The following is a 22,938-nucleotide window of genomic DNA, read 5'->3' as shown; positions in this document are numbered from 1 at the left end:
GGACCTTTCCCGGTCAGAGGGCGGCGAGCGGCGGCAGGTGTTCTTCCTTGCCGGTCAGGGCCGCGGAGTGCAGGAAGCGCACGCGCTGTTCGAGATACAGGGCGATCGCCTTGCGCTCGGCCTGCGGATCGAAGGGCACGGGATTGCCGAAGATCAGGTCGACATCAACGGCCCCGTCCTTCAGCAACGCCCAGGCATGCGGAATCAGCTCGATATCGCCGATCCACGAAATGCGCGGCCGGTGCTGGCGCCCGGACGGCAGGCCGTTGATCCGCCGGTAGGCCAGCGCGATGGGCTGGATCCAGACGGTCTCGCCCGTCGCCTTGGACAGGCTCTCGGCCGCGCCGATCAGCGCCGCGCGAAAGCGCATGACGCGATTGCCGTCCGACGAGGTGCCCTCGGCGAACAGCACCACCGGCTCGCCCTCGCGCATCCGGTCGATCATCTCGTTGGCGGTCCTGGAGGTCGACTGCCGGCGCTCGCGGTCGACGAAGATCGAGCGCTGGAGCTTGGCGAGATAGCCGAACAGCGGCCAGCTGGCGATTTCCGACTTGGCGACGAAGGACATGGGCGAGAAGGCGCCCAGCACCATGATGTCCATCCATGAGACGTGGTTCGGCACGAACAGCACAGGACGGTGTTCCGTCGGCTCGCCGCGCACTGTGACCCTGGCGCCGAGGGCGCGCAGAACAAGCCGGTGGAACACCATCGGAATTCGCCGTCTGGCCGACAGGCCGAAACCGTGGGCGATCATCTGCGCCGGCAGGATGAACAGCGCCGCGACGATGAGGATCAGAACCCAGACCGCCGCCCGGATCGTGTCGAAGACACTAGGGCCCCCGCGCCCGAATTCGGTTCCCGGACGGTCAGCGCTCTTCATCAAGTGGCACGCAATAGAGTTCGAGACGGTGATCGACGAGCTTGTAGCCGAGCTTGCGGGCGACTTCGGCCTGCAGGCGCTCGATCTCCTCGGACTGAAACTCGATGACCTGTCCCGAGCGGAGATCGATCAGATGGTCGTGGTGCGCCTCGGGGATCGGCTCGTAGCGCGCGCGCCCGTCGCCGAAGGCGTGGCGCGTGATGATGCCGGAATCCTCGAACAGCTTGACGGTGCGATAGACCGTCGACAGCGAGATGTTGGAATCGACCGCGCTGGCGCGTCGGTGCAGTTCCTCGACGTCGGGATGGTCCTCGGCGGCGGAGATGACACCCGCGATGACGCGTCGCTGGTCGGTCATCCGCATGCCCTTGGCGATGCAGGCCTCCTCGATCGCGTTGCTGGGACCGCCTGTCTTCGCCGATGCCACCGAAACCCTCCTTGCCGCACAGGTTGGCACCTATAGCGCCGGGTTCCGCCTCCGTCACCCCCGCGAGGCTACCGGCAGGGCGACGGGCTCCGCCTGCCCGACCGGTCGCGCCTGGGGTTCCTCTTCCTCGTCGTACATCATCGCCATGACGCGGCGACGGTCGGCGATGGCGGCGTTGAGCCGGTCGAGGGCCAGCATCAAGGTAGCGAAGCGGTTCTGATCGAAGTTCGCGCTCTTCGACGCCTCCACGGCCTCGACAAAAATGTCGTCGGACCGGTGCGCGATGCCATCCAGCACGTCCGGATCGTCGGTCGCGCGCGCATCGCGCAGGAGGACGAGAACTTCGGGCAATTGCCGCGGATCGCGCTCGCGGCGGCCGAAGCCGAGATAGCCGGCCAGCGCTGCGATGGCAGAGCCGCCGAGCGACAGGCCGAATATGCCGAGATAGAGATAATCGCTGTAACGCTCGACAAAGGTCTTCTGTTCGCCGGTCAGATAGGCCAGCGCGCCGGGATGGACCTGGACGGACGAACCCTTCTCGGTGTCGGGCACCTCGATGCGCAGCGCGATCGGATGCTGCGTCGAGAGCGTCGGTCGCAGCGTGAACAGCTGCTGCGTGAATTCCGAGGCGAGAGAATCGTCGAGCCCGCGCCGCGCGACGAGATAGTGCAGCACGCCGAGCGTCGGGAAGGTTTCAGCCGGACGCGGCGGATTGGAGCCGAACGAGCCCGGCACCACATCGACCGATTCGAGGAAGGACACACGATCGGCGATCGCCTCGGCCTCACGCACGGGTACGAGCGTGACATTGCCACCGGGCGTCTCGCGGATCAGGCCGGCCATGGCGTCGGCGACCGGCTTCGACGCGGGTGGACCGATCGTGACAAGCCCGTGGATCGTCTTCTTGCGGACCATCTCGGCGGTTTCCCACGGCAGGACCTCGACGATGTTGACGGCCGACGGCTGGACGCCGTGCTCGCGCAGGATCGTCTGGATCAACCGGATGTTGAAACCGATGCCACGGCCCATCACCCCGATGGTCTTGCCGGGAAGGTCGGTCCAGCGCTCGATGCCGGAACCGGCGGGGGCCGCGAGGATGACCGGATTGCGCTGCCAGACGGCGATGGCGACCGCCGTCGGTGGAAAGGAAATATCCGCGCGCACGACGGCGAGATCGACATCGCCTCGCTCGATGCGTCCGGCGCTGTCGCTCGGCGAATCGGATGAGACCAGCCGCAGCCTGACGCTCGACCGCTCGCGCTGGAGCGCCAGACGCAGCGCATCAACGAATTTGGCCGATTCCGAGCCGGCCGGACCGACGGCGAAACTGACCGTCGTCGGACGATTGTACCAGAACGTCGCCAGCGCCGCGAAACCGATCAAGGCGCAGACGATGCTGAAGATGACGAGGCGCGTTCTGGACATGTCCGGCCAAAGCTCCTAGCCGAACATGGCCATTTTGCGATGCAAGCGCCAGCCGGTTCAGCCTATGCGCTGGACGACGCGGCGGCAGCGGTTCTCGCGATAGCTGTTGCCCCAGGGGTCGCGCACCCAGACGGGTTCGCAGACCTGGCACTCGCGCAAAGCCTGACGCCCGCCCCAGCCATCGTCGCGATAAAAGATGCGGCAGCCCGGACCGCCATAGGTCGGCGGCGGCGGACGATAGTAGTCCGGCCGCGGATAGGGGCGCGGCGGCGGATCACGCCAGCGATCATCCCGCCAGCGATCGCCGCGCCAGCCGCGGCTGGGCGCATCGCCTCGATATTCCGGAGAGGCCAGCTGGTCTTCGGTCTGCGCAACGGCGGCCTGCGGGGCCGCCACGATGGAGGTCACGGCGAGGCCGAGAGCCAGGATTGTCGATCTGAGGATCATGGTCGTTTCCTCTGTTGCCCCAGCCGACGGGATCGGCTGCCGGTCTTGACTGTCTTCGGGCCGGATGACGGGGTCTTGTCCGGTTTCGGGCGAAACTCCGCCGTTGCGATGAACGGCAGACAACAATCCTGCACCAACAACCGCATACCGCAACGGCGGATTTGCAGCGCGGTTAGCGCCGCCGGCGCCGCGCGCGCCGGCGCGGACCGTCCTCGATCAGGATGCTCGGTGTCGACGAACGGGTCGAACCGCCCGCCGCCGCATTGATGCGATCGCGTTCGGCATCGGTCAGCGGCCTGCGCGAACGGCGTCCCTGCACCTGAAGCCGGCGCTGGCCTGTCATCCGCCGCTCATGGTCGAGACGGCCCTGCTGGATGCCGTCGAGAGCACGGCGCTGGTCGCCCTGCTGGCGACGGAGCGTGTCGAGGTTGCGCTGGCTTTCACGCTGCTGGCTGCGCTGGAAGTCGTCGAACTGCTGGCGCTGGATCTGTTGCTGCCGCAGCAGTTCCTCGTTGAATCGCGGTCCATCGCCGAAGGTGGGCGGCGCCTGCCCCGGCATGGGCGGCGCGTAACCGGCCTGCGCCAGCACCGGCGCGGGCGCGGCAATGAGCCCGGCAAGAAGCGTCAGGAAGGCGCGGCGGGTTTCGGTCATCGGGCCCCTCTTCTGGCGGCGGGACAACGCGCCCCGCCGCTCTGCGGTTCCGAGCAGGGTCTCACCCGATCGTGACGACGACGCGGCCGCGGATGCGTCCCTCGATGATGGCCTTGCCGGCATCGATCGCGCCTTCCAGCGGAATGGTCGAGGTAATCGCCTGCAGCCTGGCGCGGTCGAGGTCGCGTGCGAGCCGCGACCAGGCCTCCAGCCGCAGCGCCTTGGGCGCCATCACCGAATCGACGCCAAGCAGCGAGACGCCGCGCAGGATGAAGGGCGCCACCGAAGCCGGCAGGTCCATGCCCTGCGCGAGGCCGCAGGCGGCGACCGCGCCGCCATAGCGCGTCATGGCCAAGGCATTGGCCAGCGTGTGCGAGCCGACCGAATCCACCGCGCCGGCCCAGCGCTCCTTGCCAAGTGGCTTTCCGGGCGCGGAAAGCTCGTTGCGATCGATGATCTCGGCAGCGCCGAGGCCCTTGAGATAGTCGGCCTCCTGCGGCCGCCCGGTCGAGGCGATGACATGGTAACCGAGCGTCGCCAGCAGCGCCGTCGCGACCGATCCGACGCCGCCGGCGGCCCCGGTCACCAGCATCGGCCCGCGATCCGGCGTGATGCCGTGCCGCTCCAGCGCCATGACGCAGAGCATCGCCGTATAGCCTGCCGTACCGATGGCCATGGCCTCGGCCGCCGACAGGCCGGCCGGCAGGGGGACCAGCCAGTCGCCCTTGACCCGCGACTTCTCGGCATAGGCCCCGAGATGGGTCTCGCCCGTGCCCCAACCGTTGAGAATGACCGCATCACCGGGTTTGAAATCGGTATGGGACGAGGTTTCGACCACGCCGGCCAGGTCAATGCCCGGAATCATCGGGAAGCGGCGCACGACCGGCGCCTTGCCCGTCAACGCGAGCCCGTCCTTGTAGTTGAGCGTCGAGTGCGACACCCGCACGGTCACGTCGCCGTCCATGAGTTCGGCTTCGTCGAACGAGGTCAGCGCGGCACTGGTGCCCGCCTCGCCCTTCGTGATCACGACTGCCCTGAACCTTGCCATATGCGGAACTCCTGATTGCGGCCGACAAGGTCGGCCCGCCCCGCGCCGGCGGCAAGGGGCCGGACTTCAGCCGAACGGCCGATCCCCGGCCATCCGTATTCGACCGGAGCGCGAGGGGCTGCAAGGCTCCGCTACCGTTTCGGGCAGGAGTACCGGAAATGGCGAGCGAAACGGAGCCGAATCGTTCGGGCTTTGCCGAAGCGCCGCATTTCCATGGCCATCGCGAGCGCTTGAGGGCCAGGTTCCGGGATGCCGGTGCCGACACGCTGGCGGATTACGAACTGCTCGAGCTGGTCCTGTTCCGCGCCGTGCCGCGCCGCGACGTGAAGCCGCTCGCCAAGGCGCTGTTGAAGCGCTTCGGCTCCTTCGCCGAGGTTGTCGCCGCGCCGGAGCTGCGGCTCGCCGAGGTCGACGGCGTCTCGGCTGGCATCGTCGCCGAACTGAAACTGGTCCACGCCACCGCCATCCGCATCGGCCGGACGAAGGTGCTCCAGCGGCCCGTCCTGTCGTCGTGGAGCACGCTCATCGACTACTGCCGCACCGCCATGGCCTATGCCGAGCGCGAGCAGTTTCGTCTGCTCTATCTCGACAAGAAGAACGTCCTGATCGCCGACGAGGTGCAGGGCGAGGGGACGGTCGATCACACGCCTGTCTATCCGCGCGAGGTGGTGAAACGCGCGCTGGAACTGTCGGCGACCGCGATCATCCTCGTCCACAACCACCCTTCGGGCGATCCGACCCCGTCCCATGCCGACATCGTCATGACGAAACAGATCATCGACATCGCCGGCCCCCTCGGCATCGCGGTCCACGATCACATCATTGTCGGGCGCGAGGGCCATGCGAGCTTCCGCGCCCTGCGTCTGATCGGCTGACCCCGCCGCCTCGGGCGCGGACCGGTCCGGTCAGGCCGTCGGGCGCAGCCGTTCGGAGACACGGCGTGCGATCGCAACGGGCGCCTCGTCGGGAATAGGAAACACCGAGCTGACGTTGATTTCGCCGAGCACGTAGCTATCGGCCCCGTCGGAGCCAGGCGAACCGAGCATGAAATCCGCGTCCCAGATCATCGGCAGGTCGCGCGGCGCGATGTCCAGGAGGGAGATCATCTGCGGCACCCATTCGTCCTCCATCAGCCGGCGCAGGCGCTGGAAGCGCGGATCGGCTTCGGACGTGTAGAGCCGCGGCCCCGCCCCGGCCCGCGCCTCGGGCGCACCGACCAGCGCCTTGACCTTCTGGTGGCCAAAGCCGGCACAGCGGTCGCCAGCCATGTAGCAACGCACCACGCCCTCTGGGAGGCGCGCCTGGAACGGCTGGTCGATCACGCAGCCGTCCTCGAAGTAATCGGCGCACCGGCCGAGAAACGCCTCCAGCATCAGGTCCTCCGACCGGTCGGCCGTGGCGTCCAGCACGCGCACCATCGCCTGGCCACCGGGGCTTGCCAGTGCCTCGACCTTCCAGACGCCCTGGCCGCCATTGCCACGGTTGCGCTTGATCACGCGCGGCCCGGCTGCCAGCCGCGCCGGCAGTTCCGCGTGCATGACCTCGGCTGTCCGGTAGAGCGCCGTGTCACTGCCCCAGCCCATCGCGCGGGTGCTGTGGAGCACCTCCTTGGTACCCATCTTGAGGATCACATCGGGGTGCGCGCTCACCCAGGGGCCGCGCGCCGCGACCTCGCGCAGCAAGGCATCGAGACGGGAACGGTTGCGCCCTTCGTGGATCGGATTGACCCAGACGAGCACGCCGTCAAAGGCGACAAGCCGCTCACGCGCGGCATCGAGGACATCGTCCTCGTAGACCATCGGCTCGGCATGGATTCCGGCATCGGCGAGCGCGGCGAAGACCGCCTTGAACCGGCTGGCCTGCGGGGCCGCGTTGCGGCGCTCCGCATCATCGCCCCGCCACAGGATGGCGACGCGGCCGAGCGGTTTGTCCGGCCTGGAAATTGTGGGCATCGACAGGGAAGACGATCCTGCGTTCATCATCGCGCTCCTGTCCGCGTCGGCACGCGAACCTCAGAGCAGGACTTGGACGGGAACCGTCTTGGAGAGGCGGGGAACCTGCGATGCCCCGACGCCCGACACTAGGGCCGCAACGCCGCGCAATCAAGTTCCGGCAGCCCGCGCACGTTCCTGGTCTACTGGCGGATCATCACCAGCGGCCGGCTGTCCGGCGGCGTCTTGAGCCAGCGTCCGTCCGGTTCGCGCTTGAAGGTGAGGGACTGGCCACGGCCGCCGAGCACGAGCAGCTCGCGCTCCAGCCGCCAGTGCGACAGGCCGAGCGCCGCGACCGAACGCTCGCAGCCCTCGGCGACCTCGATGGCGAAGCGCTGTTCCAGCGCGCCAGCGCCCGCCGCCAGTTCCTGCCGGAGCGCCAGGGAGCACAATGAGCGGCCCCGCGGCTGGCCGAGCGTCCAGAGCCCCGCGACATCGTCGGCGGTCGGCAGCGACGTGCCGGCAAGGCCGAGATTGGTCAGGAAATAGACACTGGAATCGCCCAGCCGGAGCGATTCGAAAATGCCGACCTCGGTCTCGTCGAAATCGAAGGTGGCGGTGCCGGCGCGGTCCATCCAGCGGATGCCCCCGGTCGGGCTGATCGTCCAGGCGACCATGCCGGCGACGCCCGGGAAGGTCACCGCGCAGGCTTCCGCCAGCTGCAGGGCACGGCCGGCACCGAGACGCTCGGGCTTGAAGGTCACGGCGCATTTCCGGTCGCCGGCCGGGTTGGACAGTTCCCATGGGCCGACCGAGCGTTCGATCTGGGCCGGATCGACGGCGGGCGCCTGCGCCTCGGCGGCGCCGGGAGCGAAAACGGCCAGAACAGCTGCCAGCAACAACCGCATGCGGGAATTTATGACGAGAGGCGCCGCGAGCGTCCATCCCCTCGGGCCGCGCATCACAGGCAGCTCGTATCGGCGGAACCGGCGCGGCGGGAAATGATCGCCGCCTTGCGCTGCACGCCCGTCCCTGGCGCGCTGGCACTCCGCCGGATCGGATTGGGCAGGATCGAGACCAGCAGAGCCGCCTCGCGGGCGCCGAGATCCGCCGCGCTCTTGCGGAAGGCGCGCCGCGCGCCGGCCTCGATGCCGAACTCGCCGCCCGGCCCCCATTCCGCTATGTTCAGATAGATTTCCATCATCCGCCGCTTGGTCCAGACGCCATCGATCAGCATGGCAAGCGGTATTTCCAGCGCCTTGCGGACCATGGCGGTCGGGCCCGTATCGCCCTGCCAGAGGAACAGGTTGCGCGCCACCTGCATAGGCAGGGTAGAGGCGCCGCGCGCGGGCCCGTCCTCGTTGTCGATGACGGCCATCAGTTCGCGCCAGTCGACGCCGCGATGGGCGCAGAACCGCGCATCCTCCGAGGCGATCAGCGTCGCCGGCACCGCGCGCGCTACCTGACCGAGCGCGACGGGCATGCGCGTCACGCCCTGCAACGTCACCGTGCGCCACGCCATGCGGGTCGAGACCGGCGTGACGACCGTGTAGAGAAGCGTCAGGACGACCGGGATCGCCGCCAGAACGACGGCGGCGAGGAACAGACGGCGCAGGATGCGGCGGATCATGGCCATTCCGAATGCGGTAATGCCTCCCGACGGACCGGAGCGGCTCCTCGTGCGCGGCGTCGACGGGTGTCCCGCCGGCTGGATCGCCGTGACGATCGCCGCCGAAGGCACTTTGGCGCCATGCGTCACGATAACGCGCGACTTCGCTGAACTCACCGAGGGCGTCGAAAAAATCGCGGTCGATATGCCGATCGGCCTGCCGGAACACAGCGGCACTGGCGGGCGCGGCCCGGAGCGGCTGGTGCGCCCCCTGATCGGCGAGCGGCAGTCCTCGGTCTTTTCCGTGCCTTCGCGACGCGCCGTGTTCTGCGACGATTACCGCGATGCCTGCGCGGCGGCGCTCGACACCTCCGATCCGCCGCGCATGGTGTCGAAACAGGCCTTCCACCTGTTCCCGAAGATTCGCGAGATCGACCGTCTGCTGCGCGCGCGGCCCGATCTGATCGCGCGGGTCTTCGAAGTGCACCCCGAACTCGCCTTCTGGCGGATCGGCGGCGAACGGCCACTGCCCTTGCCGAAGAAGGTCAAGTCGCGCGGCCACGCTCCGGGCCTTGCCCTGCGCCGCGATCTGCTCGCGGCCGCGGGCTATCCGGAAGCCTTCCTGGAGCGTTCGCCGCGCGGCGCGGGACTGGACGATCTGCTCGACGCGTCGGTCAACGCGCTGGTTGCCCGCCGCCTCCTCGCCGGCATCGCGCAGAGCCTTCCCGATCCGCCTGGCCGCGACGCGCACGGGCTGCCTGTCGCCATCTGGTCTTGACCGCCCGTCGCGAAGCGGCTCCCGTGCGGTTCGCTCGCAGGAACCCGCCATGATCTCGCCCGACGACATCCGCGCCGCCCACCACCGCATCCGCGACCACGTCCGCCGTACCCCGACGCTTCGTCTGGCCGCCGAAACGTTCGGGCTCGGCCATTCCGTGTCGATGAAGCTCGAATTCCTGCAGGTCACCGGCACGTTCAAGGCGCGCGGGGCCTTCAACACGCTGCTTTCGGTACCGATTCCGGCGGCTGGCATCTGCGCGGCCTCGGGCGGCAATCACGGCATCGCCGCGGCCTATGCGGCAGGCCGGCTTGGTGTCCGCGCGCGCATCTTCGTGCCCGAGATTTCCTCTCCGGCGAAGATCGCGCGCATCCGCGAGACCGGCGCGGAACTGGTCGTCGGCGGCGCGCGCTATGCCGACGCGCTCGCCGCCTGCGAGGCCTATGCTGCGGAGAGCGGCGCCCATTCGGTTCATGCCTACGACGCCTGGCCGACCATCGCCGGACAGGGCACGGTCGGCATTGAGTGGGAGGAGGATGCCGGCGGCCTCGACACCGTGCTCGTCGCCGTCGGCGGCGGCGGCCTGATCTCCGGCATCGCCCGCTGGTTTGAAAAGCGGGTGAAGGTCGTCGGGGTGGAGCCGGAGGGCTCGCGTGCGCTCGACGCCGCGCTTCAGGCCGGCGCGCCCGTCGATGTCGAGGTCAATTCGGTCGCGGCCGACTCGCTTGGCGCGCGCAACGTCTTCGGCAGGGTCCATGAGACGGCGGCGCGCTATGTCGACCGCGTCGTTCTGGTACCGGATACGGCCATCGTCGAGGCGCAGCGCCGGCTGTGGCTGGGCCTGAGGGCCGCGGCCGAACCGGGCGGCGCGGCGGCGCTCGCCGCGCTGATCGCCGGCGCCTACCGGCCGGAGCCCGGCGAGAGGGTCGGCGTGCTCGCCTGCGGCGCCAACGTGGATCTCGCCAGCCTCGCCGCCCTGATGTGACGCGCGAGTGCGGCCTGCCCACCGAAGCGTGATTGCACCCCTGCCTTGAAATGGTGGTTTTTGGGGGTGACCGTGTTAGCGTGTGCGGTGCAGGAGAGCGCGACCCGGAGCGGCTGTTGAGCGAGAGCATGGACAGGGATCGGCCGGCGGCCAACGAGCATAGCCTCGCTCTCGGTCATGCGATTGATCGCGCGAAGCTGGTCATTCTGTGGGAGCGCGTCTGGCCGCGCCTTGTGCTGTTTCTCGGCATTTTCGGCTGCGTCCTTGCCGTATCCTGGCTCGGCTTCTGGCAGGTCGTGCCCTACTGGGCGCGGTTCGGCGGCGTTGCCTTCGTCCTCGTCCTGCTGCTGATCGCCGCCTGGCCGCTCATGACCATCCGGCGGCCGACCGCCGAGGAGGCGCTGCGCCGCATCGACCGCTCCACCGGTGGCGGCCACCGGCCGGCGACCGCGCTGGCCGACGGCCTCGCCACCCGCGACGATCCCTTTGCCAAGGCGCTGTGGGACGCCCATCGCGCGCGTGTCGCGGCAGCCACCGGACGCCTGCGCACCGGCATCCCCATGCCGCGCATGGCCAATCTCGACCGCTACGCCATCCGCGCGCTGGCGCTGCTGCTGATCGTGCCGGCCTATTTCCTCGCCGGCGACGAGCGCATGACGCGCCTGCTCACCGCCTTCGACTGGCGCGCGCCGCCGGCCCCGATCACCTATCGAATCGACGCCTGGGTGACGCCGCCCTCCTATACCGGCCGGCCGCCCGTGATCCTGCCGACCCGTCGCTCCGGTGAGGCCGCCGCGCGGCCCGCCGAGCCCGAGACGTTCAAGGTTCCCACCGGTTCGGTGGTCACGCTGCGCGTCACGGGCCTCGCCAATGTCGAGATACGCCCCACCGGCGGCGTCGCCGCGGCGCCAGCCCCCGAGACCGCCGGCCAGCCGCCAGCCGTCGCGGCACCGTCCTTGCTCACTGAATCCCGCTGGACCGTGGCTCAGGACGGCTCGCTGACCGTGCGCGGCACGGGAGCCGAGCCGCTCGACTGGCGGTTCGAGGCCGTCGGGGACCGCGCGCCGACCATCGCCTTCGAGCGCGAGCCGCAGACTGACCAACGCAACCAGCTCGTCTTGTCCTACAAGGTCGAGGACGATTACGGCGTAACCGAAGCCGAAGCCGCGATGGGCCTTGCGCCCTCTGCGCGCGCGCTCCAGCGTGACGGCGCCCGTCCGCTCGCCGAACTGCCGCCGATTTCCCTCGGCCTGCCGCAGGCGCGCACCCGTAGCGGCAACGGTCAGACCTCGCGCGACTTCGTCGCCCATCCCTTCGCCGGGCTTCAGGTGACGCTGAAACTGCGGGCCAAGGACGATGCCGGCAACGAAGGCTTCTCCGACACGGTGGTCGCGACCCTTCCCCAGCGCGCCTTCGCCAAGCCGATCCCCCGCGCGCTCATCGAGCAGCGCCGCATTCTCGCCCTCGATGCCAATGCCAGGCCGCGCGTCGCCCGCGCGCTGGAGGCGCTGACCACCGCGCCTGACCGGTTCGGCATGGAGACGCCGGTCTATCTCGGCCTCAGGACCGCCTATTACCGCCTCGCCCGCGCGCGCGACGATGCAGCGCTCCGCGAGGTGATCGACTATCTCTGGGACATCGCCGTGCGAATGGAGGACGGCGATATCTCCGAGGCTGAGCGGGCCGTTTCCGAGGCCGCCGAGCGGTTGCGCCAGGCGATCGAGCGCGGCGCCTCCGACGAGGAAATCCGGCGGCTGACGCAGAACCTCCGGCAGGCCATGGACCGGCTGATGCGCGAGCTCGCCGAGCAGCAGCTCCGCAATCGCCAGCAGGGCAATCAGCAGCAGGCCCAGCGCGACCCCAACACCCGGTCAGTGCGTCCGCAGGACCTGCGCGACATGCTGAACCGCATCGAGAATCTCGCCCGCAACGGCGCGCGCGATCAGGCCCAGCGGCTGATGCAGGAACTCCAGCAGATGCTGCAGGGCCTGCAGGCCGGGCGCCAGCAGCAACAGCAGCAGGGCGAGGGCGACGGCACCGAGCAGGGCGAGAGCCCGCTCGATCGGCTCTCCGACATGATCCGCCGCCAGCAGCAGCTGCGCGACCAGACGTTCCGGCGCAATCAGGAGCAGCGCCGCGCCCAGCGCGGGCAGCAGCGCCCGGGGCAACGCGGGCAGCAGGGGCAGCAGGGTCAACAGCAGCAGCCTGGCCAGGGGCAGCAGGGTGAGCAGGGCGAGGGCCAGCAGGGCTACGGCGAACTGGGCGATGCCCAGCGCGAGCTGCGCGAACTGCTCGACCAGCTGCGCGAGCAGCTGGGACAGCAGGGTCAAGGTCAGGGCGAAGGCCAGTCCGAGGCCGGCAGACAGGCCGAGCAGGGCATGGAGGGCGCCGGCCGCGCCATGCGCGAGGCAGAGGGTTCGCTCGGTCGCGGCGACGGACAGGGCGCGACGGACGCGCAGGGACGGGCGCTGCGACAGCTTCAGCAGGGCGCGCAGGGTCTCGCCCAGCAGATGCAGGAAGGCCAGGGCCAGCAGGGACAACAGGGCCAGCCCGGCAATCAGCCCGGCCGCGCCGGCCAGGCCGGCAATCAGGAATACGATCCGCTGGGACGGCCGACCCGCGGCCGCGAGGCCAACGAAAATGCGCAGGTGCGCATCCCCAATGCCGGCGAGGGCGCGGCCCAGCGGGCGCAGCGCGTGCTGGAGGAACTGCGACGCCGCCTGTCGGACCCGGACCGCCCGCAGGTCGAGACGGATTACATCGAGCGCCTGCTGCGCGGGTTGCAGATTCAATAGGGACGCTGACGCGGGGTGCCGCCGGCGCGGCGCGATCGAGGTTGAGGGTCAGACCTCGGCCGCACCGATCTCCCACACCTCGCCTGGCCTGATGGCCCGGAACAGGTCCGGCGCCATGCCGCGCGTGGCGAGCGCCCTGGCGAGGCCTTCGCGGGGCGCCTCGATGCCTTCATTGGTGAGCTGGATCGTGCCCCAGTGATGGGCCAGAGCCCGCCGTGCGCCGGCATCGATCATCACCTGCACGGCCTCTTCCGGATCCATGTGCTGGTCGCGCATGAACCAGCGCGGCTCGTAGGCGCCAATCGGCAGGATGGCGAGCCGGAAGCCGCCGAACTTCGCCTTCACCTGCCTGAAGTGGTGCCCGTCGCCATAGCCGGTATCGCCGATGTGGTAGATGTGCCCGGCCGGCGTCTCGATGACGAAGGCCGCCCAGAGCGCCTTGTTGCGATCGAATATGCCGCGCGCCGTCCAGTGCCGCATCGGCGCCAGATGGACGGCCATCCCGTTGCCGATCTCGATCCGGTCGCCCCAGTCGAAAGCCTCCGCCGCAATTGCGGGATCGTACGACGCCATGATCGCGTCCTGCCCGAGCGGCGTAATGACCCGCGGCCGGTGGACCGCGTTGAGGCGCGACAGGGTCTCGACGTCCAGATGGTCATAATGACCGTGGCTGACGAGGACGAGGTCGATCTTCGGCAGGGCCTCGAAGGCGATACCGGGCTTGTTCACGCGCCTTGGGCCGGCGAAGGAGACAGGCGAAACGCGCTCCGACCACACCGGGTCGAACAGGATGTTGAGCCCGCGCGTCTGCAGCAGCACGCTGGCATGGCCGACATAGGATAACCGGATCGCATCGCCCTCGACGCTTGGCGGCGGAGTGTCGGTCGCCTCGATCGGCCAGCTTTCCGGCCAGCGGGCGCGCTCGTCGCCGCCGAACTGCCAGCGCAGCAGGTCGGTAAAGGCCTTCGGCGGCGAGCCATGCGGGTCGAAGAAGCGAGTGCCGTCGAAATGGTCGGTGACCGGACCGGTGTAATAGGGCTGGCGCCGCGAGGCCCAGGCGCCGCCCGCGCCGCCGATCACCGGCACGGCTGCGAGAATGCCGAGCAGCTTGCGGCGGGAGAAGCGGCGGGGCTTGGCGGGCTTGTCATCGGCCATGGCAGAGCCTAGCCGCCGGTCATGGGCGGAAAGAAGGCAATCGTGGCCGCGCCGGCCAGCGGCGCGTCGTGCTTCGCATGAACTTGATCGAGCGCCGCCCGAATCACGGTCGCGTTCTCGAAGGCGTAGGCATATTCCTCGCCGCGCCCCTTCAGGTGCCCGATCAGATCGGCGATGGTGACGACATCAGCCGGCAGGTCGATGGTCTCCTCGCCCTTGCCGATGCGCTCGCGAACCCAGGCGAAATATAGCACCTTCATGGCTCGTCCCCATCGACGAGGTGGGCGGCGCCTGCGCGGAAATAGTCGTAACCGGTATAGAGCGTGAGGACGGCGGCAAACCACAACAGCGCGATGCCGACCTGTGTGACGCCCGGCAGGATCTGGTCGCCCGCCGGCCCCGCGATGAGAAAGCCGACCGCGATCAGCTGCACTGCCGTTTTCCACTTGGCGAGCCGCGTCACCGGCACCGAAACGCGCAGTTCGGCAAGGAACTCGCGCAGGCCCGAGACGAGAATCTCGCGCGAAAGAATCACCACCGCCGCCCAGAGCGACCAGCCGAGGATGGTGCCGTCAGCCGCCAGCATCAGAAGCACGATGCCGACCAGCAGCTTGTCGGCGATCGGATCGAGCATGCGCCCGATCGCCGAATGTTGCGACCAGGCACGGGCGAGGTAGCCGTCGAAATAGTCGGTGATCGCCGCAGCGACGAAAATGGCCAGCGCCACCCAGCGCAGCCAGATGCCGCCCTCGTAGAGAACCTGCACGAACAGGCAGGCCGCCACCATGGGCACGGCCACGACGCGCCCATAGGTGAGGATGTTCGGGACGGTGAAGGCGCTGCCCCGCCTGTCGCGGGCGATCGGATCGGCCGAGCTCATGATCTTGTGATGAACGAGGGGGCCGTCACGGTCAATCAAAACGACGCCGCAGGGGAGCGCGCGGATGGACAGAACCTCGTGACCGGCTAGAAGGTGGGGCATGTCTCTGCGCGCCGTCACCGCCGCCCTCGCCCAATCCGCCGGCTCCAAGCCGTGGCTGAGCGCCAGCCTGTTCATTGCCGTGGCGGCGGCGGGCACCATCCTCGGCGCCTATTTCTTCCAGTACGTGCTGGGCCTTGCTCCCTGCCCACTCTGCCTCGAGCAGCGCACGCCCTATTATGTGGCGATCCCGCTGGCTCTGGCGGTTGCGGCGGCGGCGGCCTTCAAGGCGCCGGGGCTCATTGTCCGGCTCGGCCTGCTGGTCCTTGCGGGCGTCATGGTCTGGGGCGCCTGTCTCGGCATCTATCATGCCGGCGCCGAGTGGGGGTTCTGGGCCGGTCCGACCACCTGCGCCCAGCCCGTCACCATCGCGCGCACGCCCGGCGACCTCCTGCGCCAGATTCAGACCGGCCCGCGCATCGCTGACTGCACGGTCGCCGCCTGGCGCTTCCTCGGCGTGTCGCTGGCAGGGTGGAACGCGCTGATCGCGACGGTGCTGGCCGCTGTCGCCCTCGCAGCCGCGAGCCGGTCGCGGGAAGCTGCCTGAGCCCTACGGCTCCAGTTCGGTATCCCAGTACAGATAGTCCATCCAGCTTTCGTGCAGGTAGTTCGGCGGGAACAACCTGCCATTGGTGTGCAGGTCCTGCACCGTCGGCGCGAACGGATGCTGCACCAGCTGCATCCCGGATTCCTTCAGCGTCTTGGAGCCCTTGCGCAGGTTGCAGGGTGAGCAGGCCGCCAGCACGTTGTCCCAGGTCGTCTGGCCGCCCTTCGAGCGCGGAATGAGGTGATCGAAGGTCAGATCCTCGCCATGGCCGCAATACTGGCAGCGGAATTTGTCGCGCAGGAAGACGTTGAACCGGGTGAAGGCAGGGTTGCGCGACGGCTTCACATAGGTCTTCAGCGAGACGACGCTCGGCAGGCGCATCTCGAAGCTCGGCGAGTGGATCGCCTTCTCGTAGGTCGAGACGACTGTCACGCGGTCGAGGAAGACGGCCTTGATCGTGTCCTGCCACGACCAGAGCGACAGGGGATAGTAGCTCAACGGGCGGTAATCCGCGTTGAGCACCAGAGCGGGCCATGAACCAGGGGAGACCGGCGTGGAAGCCGCCAATGCCCCGGGCGATACGGCGACCGTCAAGACGAACTCCTTGCGATCGGTCGGCTCGCTGATTCGCGAGCGCGAATGTCAGGCACGACCCGATACTACGGGCATCGTGTCGGTCTTGTGAAGCCTCCGGCGTCCCGCGCCGTTCACGCTGTCGTGGCGGGCTCCGCCGCGCGCCCGCGCAGGCGTGCGTAATGGGCCCAGAGCAGCCTCGCCGCGACGGCACGATACGGCCGCCAGCGCTCACCGAGGGCTGCCATCGCCTTGGCGTCGGGCCGGGCGGCAAGGCCGAGGAGATCGCCGGCCGCGGCCTGCAACGCGACATCGCCGGCAGGCCAGGCGTCGGGATGGCCGAGGCAGGAGAGCAGGTAGACATCGGCCGTCCACGGGCCGATGCCTTTCACCTGCACCAGCGCGGCATGAGCCGCATCCGCCTCCAGCCTGCCGATGGCGTCGAAATCGAGCGAACCGTCGAGGACGGCCGCCGCGATGGCCCGCAGCGTCCGGATCTTCGGCCGGGACTGGCCGGCGGCGCGGAAGTCCTCGTCACTGGCGGCGGCAAGAATGGCTGGCGTAATCGATCCGAAGACGCCGAGCGTCCGCTCCCAGATAGCGCGGGCGGCCGCGAGCGATATCTGCTGGAACACGACGATATGGACGAGACCCTCGAACCCGGCGGGACGCCGACGCAGAGGCGGACACCCAAGCTCGCCGTGAAGACGCGCCATGTCCGGGCACTGGCCGACGAGTGCAGCCAGATGCCGGCCGAGATCGGCCTCCGCCTCGATCGTGTCTGGTCCCTTGCCTTGCGCGCTGCTCATCGCTCGACCATAGGCTTTGCCATGTCTTCTGGCATCGTCGCTTCCCGCCACCCGAAAAGTCCGGTCCTGCGCTTTGCGCCGAGCCCGAACGGCCTCCTGCATCTCGGTCATGCGCTTAGCGCGCTGGAGAACGAGGCGCTGGCAGCAGCGCTCGGCGCCCGCCTGCTGCTGCGCATCGAGGATATCGACGCGACGCGCTGCCGTCCGGAATTCGAGGCGGCGATGATTGAGGATCTCGCCTGGCTCGGCGTCACCTTCGAGACGCCGCCGCGCCGGCAGTCGGAGCATCTGCCGGTCTATCGGGATGCGCTGGCGCGGCTCGACGCCATGGGCCTCGTCTTCGCGAGTTTCGAGAGCCGCGGCGAGCTGAAGGCCCTCGCCGCCGCGCGCGAGGCTGAAACCGGCCACCCCTGGCCGAAGGACCCGGACGGCGCGCCACTCTATGCCGGCTCGGGCACCTCCCTCTCCGAGGCTGAGCGGCAGGCCCTGATCGATGCGGGCAGACCCCATGCGCTGCGGCTCGACATGGCGAAGGCACTGGCAAAGGTCGACCGGCCGCTGACATGGGCGGAGATCGACGCAGGCGGTGTGCCGACCCGCACGGTCGAAGCCCGCCCGGAGGCCTGGGGCGACGTGGTGCTCGCCCGCAAGGATGTCGGCACCAGCTACCATCTCTCGGTTGTCACCGACGACGCGATCCAGAACGTCACCCACATTGTTCGCGGCGAAGACCTGTTCCAGTCGACCGCCGTCCATCGCCTGCTCCAGGAGCTGCTCGGACTTCCCGAGCCGCTCTACCGTCATCACCGGCTGGTTCTGGGCCCGGACGGGCGCAAACTCTCCAAGAGCGATCAGGCCGAGGGCTTCCGTGCCCTGCGCAACAGGGGCGCGAGCGCCGCCGACATCCGGCGGATCCTGGGGTTCGGCTAGAACCGCAGACCCGGGATTGCCAGCGGATTGTCCGTCAGCGCCGCCCGGTCCGGCTGGTCGGGGCGGGTGATGCCGAGAAAGGCGTCGTGCAGCGCGCGGATCACCGCCGGATCCATGTCCTTGAGGATGAAAACCAGACGCGTGCGCGCATCGCCGTCCGGCCAGGCATCGAGCACGGTGGTCGGGTGGAACACATGCTGCGCGCCATGAACGACCACCGGCCGGTCCGGAAACTCGGCGATCTTCACCACGCCCTTCACCCGCAGCAGGTGCGGCCCGTGCGCACCCCGCAGCAATTCCAGAAACATGTCGAAGGCGGCCGAGCCCATGGCCCGATCGCTGGTCAGCGAGAAGGCGCGGATGCCGTCGTCATGGCCATGCGCGGCATCGTCGCCGCCCGACAGGGCCTCGTCATTGAGCCAGCGGGCGACATCCGGCGTCTTGGTCGCGGGATCGTAGAGGCCCGCCGCCAGAACCGCCGCGGCCGTCGCTTCACCCCTGGCGGCGTCGAGCCGGATCGCCGAAGGCGCGAGCGCGGCAAGCCGCGCTTCGAGATTGGAGAAGGCAGCGCGCCTTTGCTCGCTGTCGATGAGATCGGTCTTCGAGACGATGATCCGGTCGGCGACCGCCGCCTGTTTCACCGCCTCCGGATGGGCGTCGAGGGTGGCAATCCCGTTCAGGGCATCGACCACGGTCACCACCGCATCCAGCCGGTAGCGCATGGCCAGATAGGGATGCGCCATCATCGTGTGGATCACCGGAATGGGGTCGGCGAGGCCTGTGGTCTCGATGACGACGCGCGCGAAGGGCTCGATCCGGCCGTTGTCCAGCGCCCGCAGCAGATCCTCCAGCGCCGAGACAAGGTCGCCGCGCACGGTGCAGCAGACGCAGCCCGACGACAGCATGACGATGCCTTCGTCCACCGTGCGCACCAGCAGGTGATCAAGGCCGATCTCGCCGAACTCGTTGATGAGCACGGCGGTGTCCTTCATATCCTCGTCGGCAAGCAGGCGGTTGAGCAGCGTCGTCTTGCCCGCGCCGAGAAAGCCCGTCAGCACGGTGACGGGGATTGGCGGCCGCGGCCGGCGAGGCGAGGGCGTTTCGGTCATCGGGTCAGACAGGTGCTGGCCTCCGCCGCAATTCCGTGATGGAGGAAGCGACAAGGGCCGAGAGGACGAGCAGGCTTCCCATCATCTGGGCACCGGTCAGCGTTTCGCCAAGGATCAGGCCGGCAAAGCCGATGGCCACCACCGGTTCGAGGCAGAAGACAAGGCCGATCAAGGCCGCGGGCGCGTGCCGGGCGGCCAGCATCTGCAGCGCGAAGCCGATGAGATAGCCGAGAATGGTCATGGCGCAGGCAAACCAGGCGCCGGCTATCGCGCCCCAGCCGGTCGTGCCGACCGACAGCGCCACGATGCCGGCGATGGGCATGATGATGACATGCGACCAGAACAGGAGGGCCGGCGGCGCGATGCGCGCGCCCGCCTTCGCGGCCGCGAAGAACTGGCAGGCGGCGATGACGCTGGCGAGCGCGGCGAGCAGCACGCCGCGCATATCGATGCCACCGAGCGCAGGACCGATGGCGATGGCCAGCCCGGCGAAGGCCAGTGCGAAGACGCCGAGCCGTCGCGCCGTAAAGGGAATGCCCTCGATGAACGGGCTGGCAAGCAGGATCAGTAGCGGGAACGTATAGAAAATGATCGCCGCGACGCCGATCGGCACGAAGGAGACGGCGAAGAAATAGGCAAGTCCGACGCCGGCCGAGGCGACGCCCACCGCGACGAGCGGCGGCCAGTCGCGACGTTCGACCTTCAACGAACCGCCGATCATCCCGATCGCGGCGGTTGCGATACCCATCATCAGGAAGACGCGCAGGAAGACGAGATCAGCGGCCGAGACGCCGGCCTGCGTCGCCATGCGCGCATAGACGATATTGAAGCCGTAGGCGCTCGCCGAGACGAGGGCCAGCCCGATGCCTATGCCGACCGAATGCGGGCTCACGAGCGCGGGCGGTTGCGCGCCGGCTGCGATGACTGGCGGCTGCCCTGCGCGGCAGCCGGGCGGCCATTGCGGGCGGGACGCGCCTCGCGGGAACCGGAACGGGTGGCGGCACGGGGCGCATCGGCCGGCCGGGGCGTCGGCACGGCGGCACCCTGCAAGGCCATCGGCGCGCCGATGGCGCCTGGGCGCACCGGCTGCCCCGGAGGCTGCGCAGCCGGAGCGACGCCCGCACGGATCGCGCCTGGCGCAGTGGTCGTGGTGATCGTCACGCTGCCCGGCGAGGTCGTCGCCGGCAGCGTCACGGCGCGAGAACCGTGGGACGCAAGCGCCGTGGCGGGCGCTGCCACCGGGCCGGCATCGCCGGTAAAGACCGGAACCGGGTCCATGCTCGGGCGGTAGGGGCCGAGCAGCGAGGGAATCGCTCCGGGAATCGCGGCGAAAGCGTTGACGGTCGCCGACCGGCGCTGGCCAGCGGGCGCGGCGAACATCTGCGCCACGCTGAGATTGCCGGGATCGCCGGAATTCATCGCGACCGGTTCGTTGTCGAGCTCCTCGCCAGCTTCGATATAGGCCGGACCGCGGCCGCGGCGGCGGCAGGCCTGATCGCGGATATTGGGCGGGCCGGAGGACAGGTCATTGGCGACGCCATCGACATTGCTGCCGCCGCCATAGCTGACGAAATGGCGTTCGAACAGCCCGGCGGCCGTCTCCGCGCGACCGCGCGCGGAGGTCGCGCCGAGCACGACGACGATGAGCTGCCGGCCGCCGCGCGTGGCGGTGGCCACCACGTTGAAGCCGGAGGCGCAGGTAAAGCCGGTCTTGAACCCGTCGGCACCCTGATAGCGGCCGATCAGGTGGTTGTGGTTGCGCATGACGCGGTTGCCGAAGCGGATCGCCGGCATGCGCCAGAGCAGCGAGTGCTCGGGAAACTCGCGCATGAGCGCGCGAGCGAGGACAGCCATGTCCCGCGCCGAGGTCTGCTGCGAGCCGCCGGGCAGGCCATGTGGATTGGCAAAGCGGGTCGCGGTCATGCCGAGACGGGCAGCCTCGGCGTTCATCATGCCCGCGAAACCCTCGACCGACCCGCCTATGCCCTCGGCGATGGTGGTCGAGACGTCATTGGCCGACTTGACCATGATGATCTTCAGCGCGTTATCGAGCGTGACGACGGTGCCGGGGCGGAAGCCCATCTTGGACGGCGCGGATCGGAAGGCACGCTGCGAAACCGTGAGGCCCGTGTTCATGGTCGCCCGGCCGGCGCGCACCTGTCTCAGGGCCACGTAGGCGGTCATCATCTTGGTGAGCGATGCGGGCAGCCAGGGCATGCCGGCGCGGTCGGCCTGAAGCACCTGTCCCGTGGCGGCATCGACGACGATGGTCGGACCGACCTGCTGCGCCCGGACTGGCAGAGCGACGCACATGGCAAGCGCCGCGGCAAGAACAGGGGTACTGATCCGCAATTGCATGACCTTCGTGGGAAGCGGCGCCGGGTCGGGGACCTGTTTACCTGCTTCGGCCTTGTTTCGCCAGCGGTCCCCGGCGCGCATCGGCCGGTCGGCCGGCCCCGGCAGGAAGGAGACGGCCCAGCCCTCTAACGATTGGAAGACGGCCAAAGCATGGCCTTGGCCGCATCCGCGCACTATCGTGGACGGGCGCACCAGCCATGCGCCGGACGGGCGATGGCGAAGGCCCGCGCACCGACCTATAGTGTATTTACCCGTCCGTCTTTTCGAGGAGCCTTCCATGACCGCCTGCATCGTTGGCTGGGCCCACACGCCCTTCGGAAAGCTCGACGCCGAAACCGTCGAGAGCCTGATCGTGCGCGTCGCCAACGAGGCGCTGGCCGATGCCGGCATCGGCCCGGATGACGTTGACGAAATCCTGCTCGGCCATTTCAACGCAGGCTTCTCGCCGCAGGACTTCACGGCCTCGCTCGTGTTGCAGGCCGATCCGCGCCTGCGCTTCAAGCCGGCGACGCGCGTCGAGAATGCCTGCGCCACGGGCTCCGCCGCCGTGCACCAGGCGGTGCGCGCGGTGAAGGCGGGCGACGCCCGCGTCGTGCTGGTGGTCGGCGTCGAGCAGATGACCAAGACGCCGGGTCCGGAGATCGGCAAGAATCTCCTGCGCGCATCCTACCTGCCCGAGGACGGCGAGACGCCGGCGGGCTTCGCCGGGGTCTTCGGCAAGATCGCCCATAACTACTTCCAGCGCTGGGGCGACCAGTCCGACGCGCTCGCCCTGATCGCGGCGAAGAACCACAAGAACGGCGTCGAGAATCCCTATGCCCAGATGCGCAAGGATTTCGGCTACGAGTTCTGCCGCACTGAAAGCGAGAAGAACCCCTTCGTTGCAGGCCCCCTGAAGCGCACGGACTGCTCGCTTGTTTCGGACGGCGCGGCGGCGCTGGTCATCACGGATACGGCGACGGCCCTGAAGATGAAGAAGGCGGTCGCCTTCCGCGGCCATGCCCATGTGCAGGACTTCCTGCCCATGTCGAAGCGCGACATCCTGAAGTTCGAGGGCTGCACGCAGGCCTGGGGCAAGGCGCTGGGCGAGGCGGGCATCGAGCTCTCGGACCTCTCCTTCGTCGAGACCCACGACTGCTTCACCGTCGCCGAACTGATCGAGTACGAAGCCATGGGCCTTGTTCCCGAGGGTCAGGGCGCAAGGGCGATCAAGGAAGGCTGGACGCAGAAGGACGGCAGGCTGCCGGTCAATCCGTCGGGCGGCCTCAAGGCCAAGGGCCACCCGATCGGCGCGACGGGTGTCTCCATGCACGTGCTCTCATCGATGCAGCTCATGGGCACGGCCGGCGGCATTCAGGTGGACGGCGCCAAGCTCGGCGGCATCTTCAACATGGGCGGCGCAGCGGTCGCCAACTATGTGAGCGTGCTCGAGCGCCTGCGCTGACGCGCTGAAGCGTTTTCGAGCGAAGTGGGCACCGGCTCGCGTGAAGAGAAGCGCGCG

The 22,938-nt window shown here is 68.9% G+C and carries 24 protein-coding genes; 7 read left to right on the top strand and 17 right to left on the bottom strand.

The window, feature by feature from the left end:
• Positions 1-13: 13 nt before the first annotated feature.
• From JNK84_RS17580 to acuI, 6 genes are all read right to left on the bottom strand, one after another.
• On the bottom strand, positions 14-880 hold the full coding sequence (locus tag JNK84_RS17580) for a lysophospholipid acyltransferase family protein (protein WP_293426068.1): 867 nt from the start codon (positions 878-880) through the stop codon (positions 14-16).
• Entirely contained in the window at positions 867-1,244 is a 378-nt protein-coding gene (locus JNK84_RS17575) for a Fur family transcriptional regulator (RefSeq protein WP_293426289.1), read from the bottom strand. Before JNK84_RS17575 ends, JNK84_RS17580 begins: the two co-directional genes overlap by 14 nt.
• A 117-nt stretch (positions 1,245-1,361) precedes the next feature.
• Positions 1,362-2,732, bottom strand: a complete 1,371-nt coding sequence (locus tag JNK84_RS17570) for a TAXI family TRAP transporter solute-binding subunit (RefSeq protein WP_293426066.1) — start codon at positions 2,730-2,732, stop codon at positions 1,362-1,364.
• 57 nt (positions 2,733-2,789) lie between these two features.
• Positions 2,790-3,179, bottom strand: a complete 390-nt coding sequence (locus JNK84_RS17565; RefSeq protein WP_293426064.1) for a hypothetical protein — start codon at positions 3,177-3,179, stop codon at positions 2,790-2,792.
• Positions 3,180-3,351: 172 nt separating this feature from the next.
• On the bottom strand, positions 3,352-3,831 hold the full coding sequence (locus JNK84_RS17560; protein WP_293426062.1) for a hypothetical protein: 480 nt from the start codon (positions 3,829-3,831) through the stop codon (positions 3,352-3,354).
• Between the two features lie 61 nt (positions 3,832-3,892).
• Positions 3,893-4,879 carry an acrylyl-CoA reductase (NADPH) gene (gene acuI, locus JNK84_RS17555; RefSeq protein WP_293426060.1) on the bottom strand — a complete coding sequence of 329 codons (987 nt, stop codon included), beginning with the start codon at positions 4,877-4,879 and terminating at the stop codon, positions 3,893-3,895.
• A 158-nt stretch (positions 4,880-5,037) separates the two neighbouring features.
• Between acuI and radC the strand changes: the two genes are divergently transcribed.
• Positions 5,038-5,754: a RadC family protein gene (radC, locus tag JNK84_RS17550; RefSeq protein ID WP_293426058.1), complete on the top strand. Its 717-nt coding sequence runs from the start codon at positions 5,038-5,040 to the stop codon at positions 5,752-5,754.
• Between the two features lie 30 nt (positions 5,755-5,784).
• Here radC and JNK84_RS17545 read toward each other — a convergent pair whose 3' ends face one another.
• From JNK84_RS17545 to JNK84_RS17535, 3 genes are all read right to left on the bottom strand, one after another.
• Positions 5,785-6,831, bottom strand: coding sequence for a Cj0069 family protein (locus tag JNK84_RS17545; RefSeq protein ID WP_293426056.1), 1,047 nt, complete (start codon positions 6,829-6,831; stop codon positions 5,785-5,787).
• 182 nt (positions 6,832-7,013) lie between these two features.
• Positions 7,014-7,718 (bottom strand): AprI/Inh family metalloprotease inhibitor, encoded by a 705-nt coding sequence (locus JNK84_RS17540; RefSeq protein WP_293426054.1) that lies wholly within the window; start codon positions 7,716-7,718, stop codon positions 7,014-7,016.
• Positions 7,719-7,771: 53 nt separating this feature from the next.
• A complete protein-coding gene (locus tag JNK84_RS17535; protein ID WP_293426052.1) occupies positions 7,772-8,440 on the bottom strand; it encodes a transglycosylase domain-containing protein in 669 nt (222 codons plus the stop codon).
• Here JNK84_RS17535 and JNK84_RS17530 point away from each other — a divergent pair.
• The 3 genes from JNK84_RS17530 (at position 8,439) to JNK84_RS17520 (ending at position 12,977) form a co-directional block, all read left to right on the top strand.
• Positions 8,439-9,197 (top strand): DUF429 domain-containing protein, encoded by a 759-nt coding sequence (locus JNK84_RS17530; protein WP_293426050.1) that lies wholly within the window; start codon positions 8,439-8,441, stop codon positions 9,195-9,197. The genes JNK84_RS17535 and JNK84_RS17530 overlap by 2 nt on opposite strands.
• 49 nt (positions 9,198-9,246) lie before the next feature.
• Complete coding sequence (locus tag JNK84_RS17525) at positions 9,247-10,182, top strand: threonine/serine dehydratase (RefSeq protein WP_293426048.1); 936 nt, start codon at positions 9,247-9,249, stop codon at positions 10,180-10,182.
• Positions 10,183-10,298: 116 nt separating this feature from the next.
• Positions 10,299-12,977, top strand: coding sequence for a TIGR02302 family protein (locus tag JNK84_RS17520; protein ID WP_293426046.1), 2,679 nt, complete (start codon positions 10,299-10,301; stop codon positions 12,975-12,977).
• Between the two features lie 48 nt (positions 12,978-13,025).
• Here the strand turns inward: JNK84_RS17520 and JNK84_RS17515 are convergent, their stop codons facing one another.
• From JNK84_RS17515 to pgsA, 3 genes are read right to left on the bottom strand one after another with little or no spacing between them, the layout of a single operon-like run.
• Complete coding sequence (locus JNK84_RS17515) at positions 13,026-14,132, bottom strand: MBL fold metallo-hydrolase (RefSeq protein WP_293426044.1); 1,107 nt, start codon at positions 14,130-14,132, stop codon at positions 13,026-13,028.
• A gap of 8 nt (positions 14,133-14,140) precedes the next feature.
• A complete protein-coding gene (moaD, locus tag JNK84_RS17510) occupies positions 14,141-14,392 on the bottom strand; it encodes a molybdopterin converting factor subunit 1 (protein ID WP_293426043.1) in 252 nt (83 codons plus the stop codon).
• On the bottom strand, positions 14,389-15,012 hold the full coding sequence (gene pgsA / locus JNK84_RS17505) for a CDP-diacylglycerol--glycerol-3-phosphate 3-phosphatidyltransferase (protein WP_293426287.1): 624 nt from the start codon (positions 15,010-15,012) through the stop codon (positions 14,389-14,391). Before pgsA ends, moaD begins: the two co-directional genes overlap by 4 nt.
• 100 nt (positions 15,013-15,112) lie before the next feature.
• Between pgsA and JNK84_RS17500 the strand changes: the two genes are divergently transcribed.
• The gene (locus tag JNK84_RS17500) at positions 15,113-15,658 is read left to right on the top strand and encodes a disulfide bond formation protein B (RefSeq protein ID WP_293426041.1); all 546 of its coding nucleotides are present in this window, start codon (positions 15,113-15,115) and stop codon (positions 15,656-15,658) included.
• A 3-nt stretch (positions 15,659-15,661) separates the two neighbouring features.
• On the opposite strand, the gene JNK84_RS17495 is transcribed toward JNK84_RS17500, so the two are convergent.
• Both JNK84_RS17495 and JNK84_RS17490 read right to left on the bottom strand, forming a co-directional pair.
• Positions 15,662-16,225: an HNH endonuclease gene (locus tag JNK84_RS17495; protein WP_293426285.1), complete on the bottom strand. Its 564-nt coding sequence runs from the start codon at positions 16,223-16,225 to the stop codon at positions 15,662-15,664.
• 140 nt (positions 16,226-16,365) lie between these two features.
• The gene (locus JNK84_RS17490) at positions 16,366-17,040 is read right to left on the bottom strand and encodes a DNA-3-methyladenine glycosylase family protein (protein ID WP_293426039.1); all 675 of its coding nucleotides are present in this window, start codon (positions 17,038-17,040) and stop codon (positions 16,366-16,368) included.
• Between the two features lie 21 nt (positions 17,041-17,061).
• Here JNK84_RS17490 and gluQRS point away from each other — a divergent pair, with 21 nt between their 5' ends.
• The gene (gene gluQRS / locus JNK84_RS17485; protein ID WP_293426037.1) at positions 17,062-17,970 is read left to right on the top strand and encodes a tRNA glutamyl-Q(34) synthetase GluQRS; all 909 of its coding nucleotides are present in this window, start codon (positions 17,062-17,064) and stop codon (positions 17,968-17,970) included.
• Here the strand turns inward: gluQRS and JNK84_RS17480 are convergent.
• Genes JNK84_RS17480 through JNK84_RS17470 form a run of 3 tightly spaced genes read right to left on the bottom strand, consistent with a single transcriptional unit; the run spans position 17,967 to position 21,392 of the window.
• Positions 17,967-19,079, bottom strand: a complete 1,113-nt coding sequence (locus JNK84_RS17480) for a CobW family GTP-binding protein (protein WP_293426035.1) — start codon at positions 19,077-19,079, stop codon at positions 17,967-17,969. The two genes, gluQRS and JNK84_RS17480, sit on opposite strands and share 4 nt — an antisense overlap.
• Before the next feature lie 4 nt (positions 19,080-19,083).
• Entirely contained in the window at positions 19,084-19,971 is an 888-nt protein-coding gene (locus JNK84_RS17475) for an EamA family transporter (protein ID WP_293426033.1), read from the bottom strand.
• Positions 19,968-21,392: a serine hydrolase gene (locus JNK84_RS17470; RefSeq protein ID WP_293426031.1), complete on the bottom strand. Its 1,425-nt coding sequence runs from the start codon at positions 21,390-21,392 to the stop codon at positions 19,968-19,970. Before JNK84_RS17470 ends, JNK84_RS17475 begins: the two co-directional genes overlap by 4 nt.
• Before the next feature lie 322 nt (positions 21,393-21,714).
• On the opposite strand from JNK84_RS17470, the gene JNK84_RS17465 reads away from it, so the two are divergent.
• Complete coding sequence (locus JNK84_RS17465) at positions 21,715-22,881, top strand: acetyl-CoA acetyltransferase (protein WP_293426029.1); 1,167 nt, start codon at positions 21,715-21,717, stop codon at positions 22,879-22,881.
• Positions 22,882-22,938: the final 57 nt, after the last annotated feature.

Source organism: Phreatobacter sp. (assembly GCF_016793595.1).
Classification (GTDB): Bacteria; Pseudomonadota; Alphaproteobacteria; order Rhizobiales; family Phreatobacteraceae; genus Phreatobacter.
This window is presented reverse-complemented; position numbering and strand designations above follow the sequence as displayed.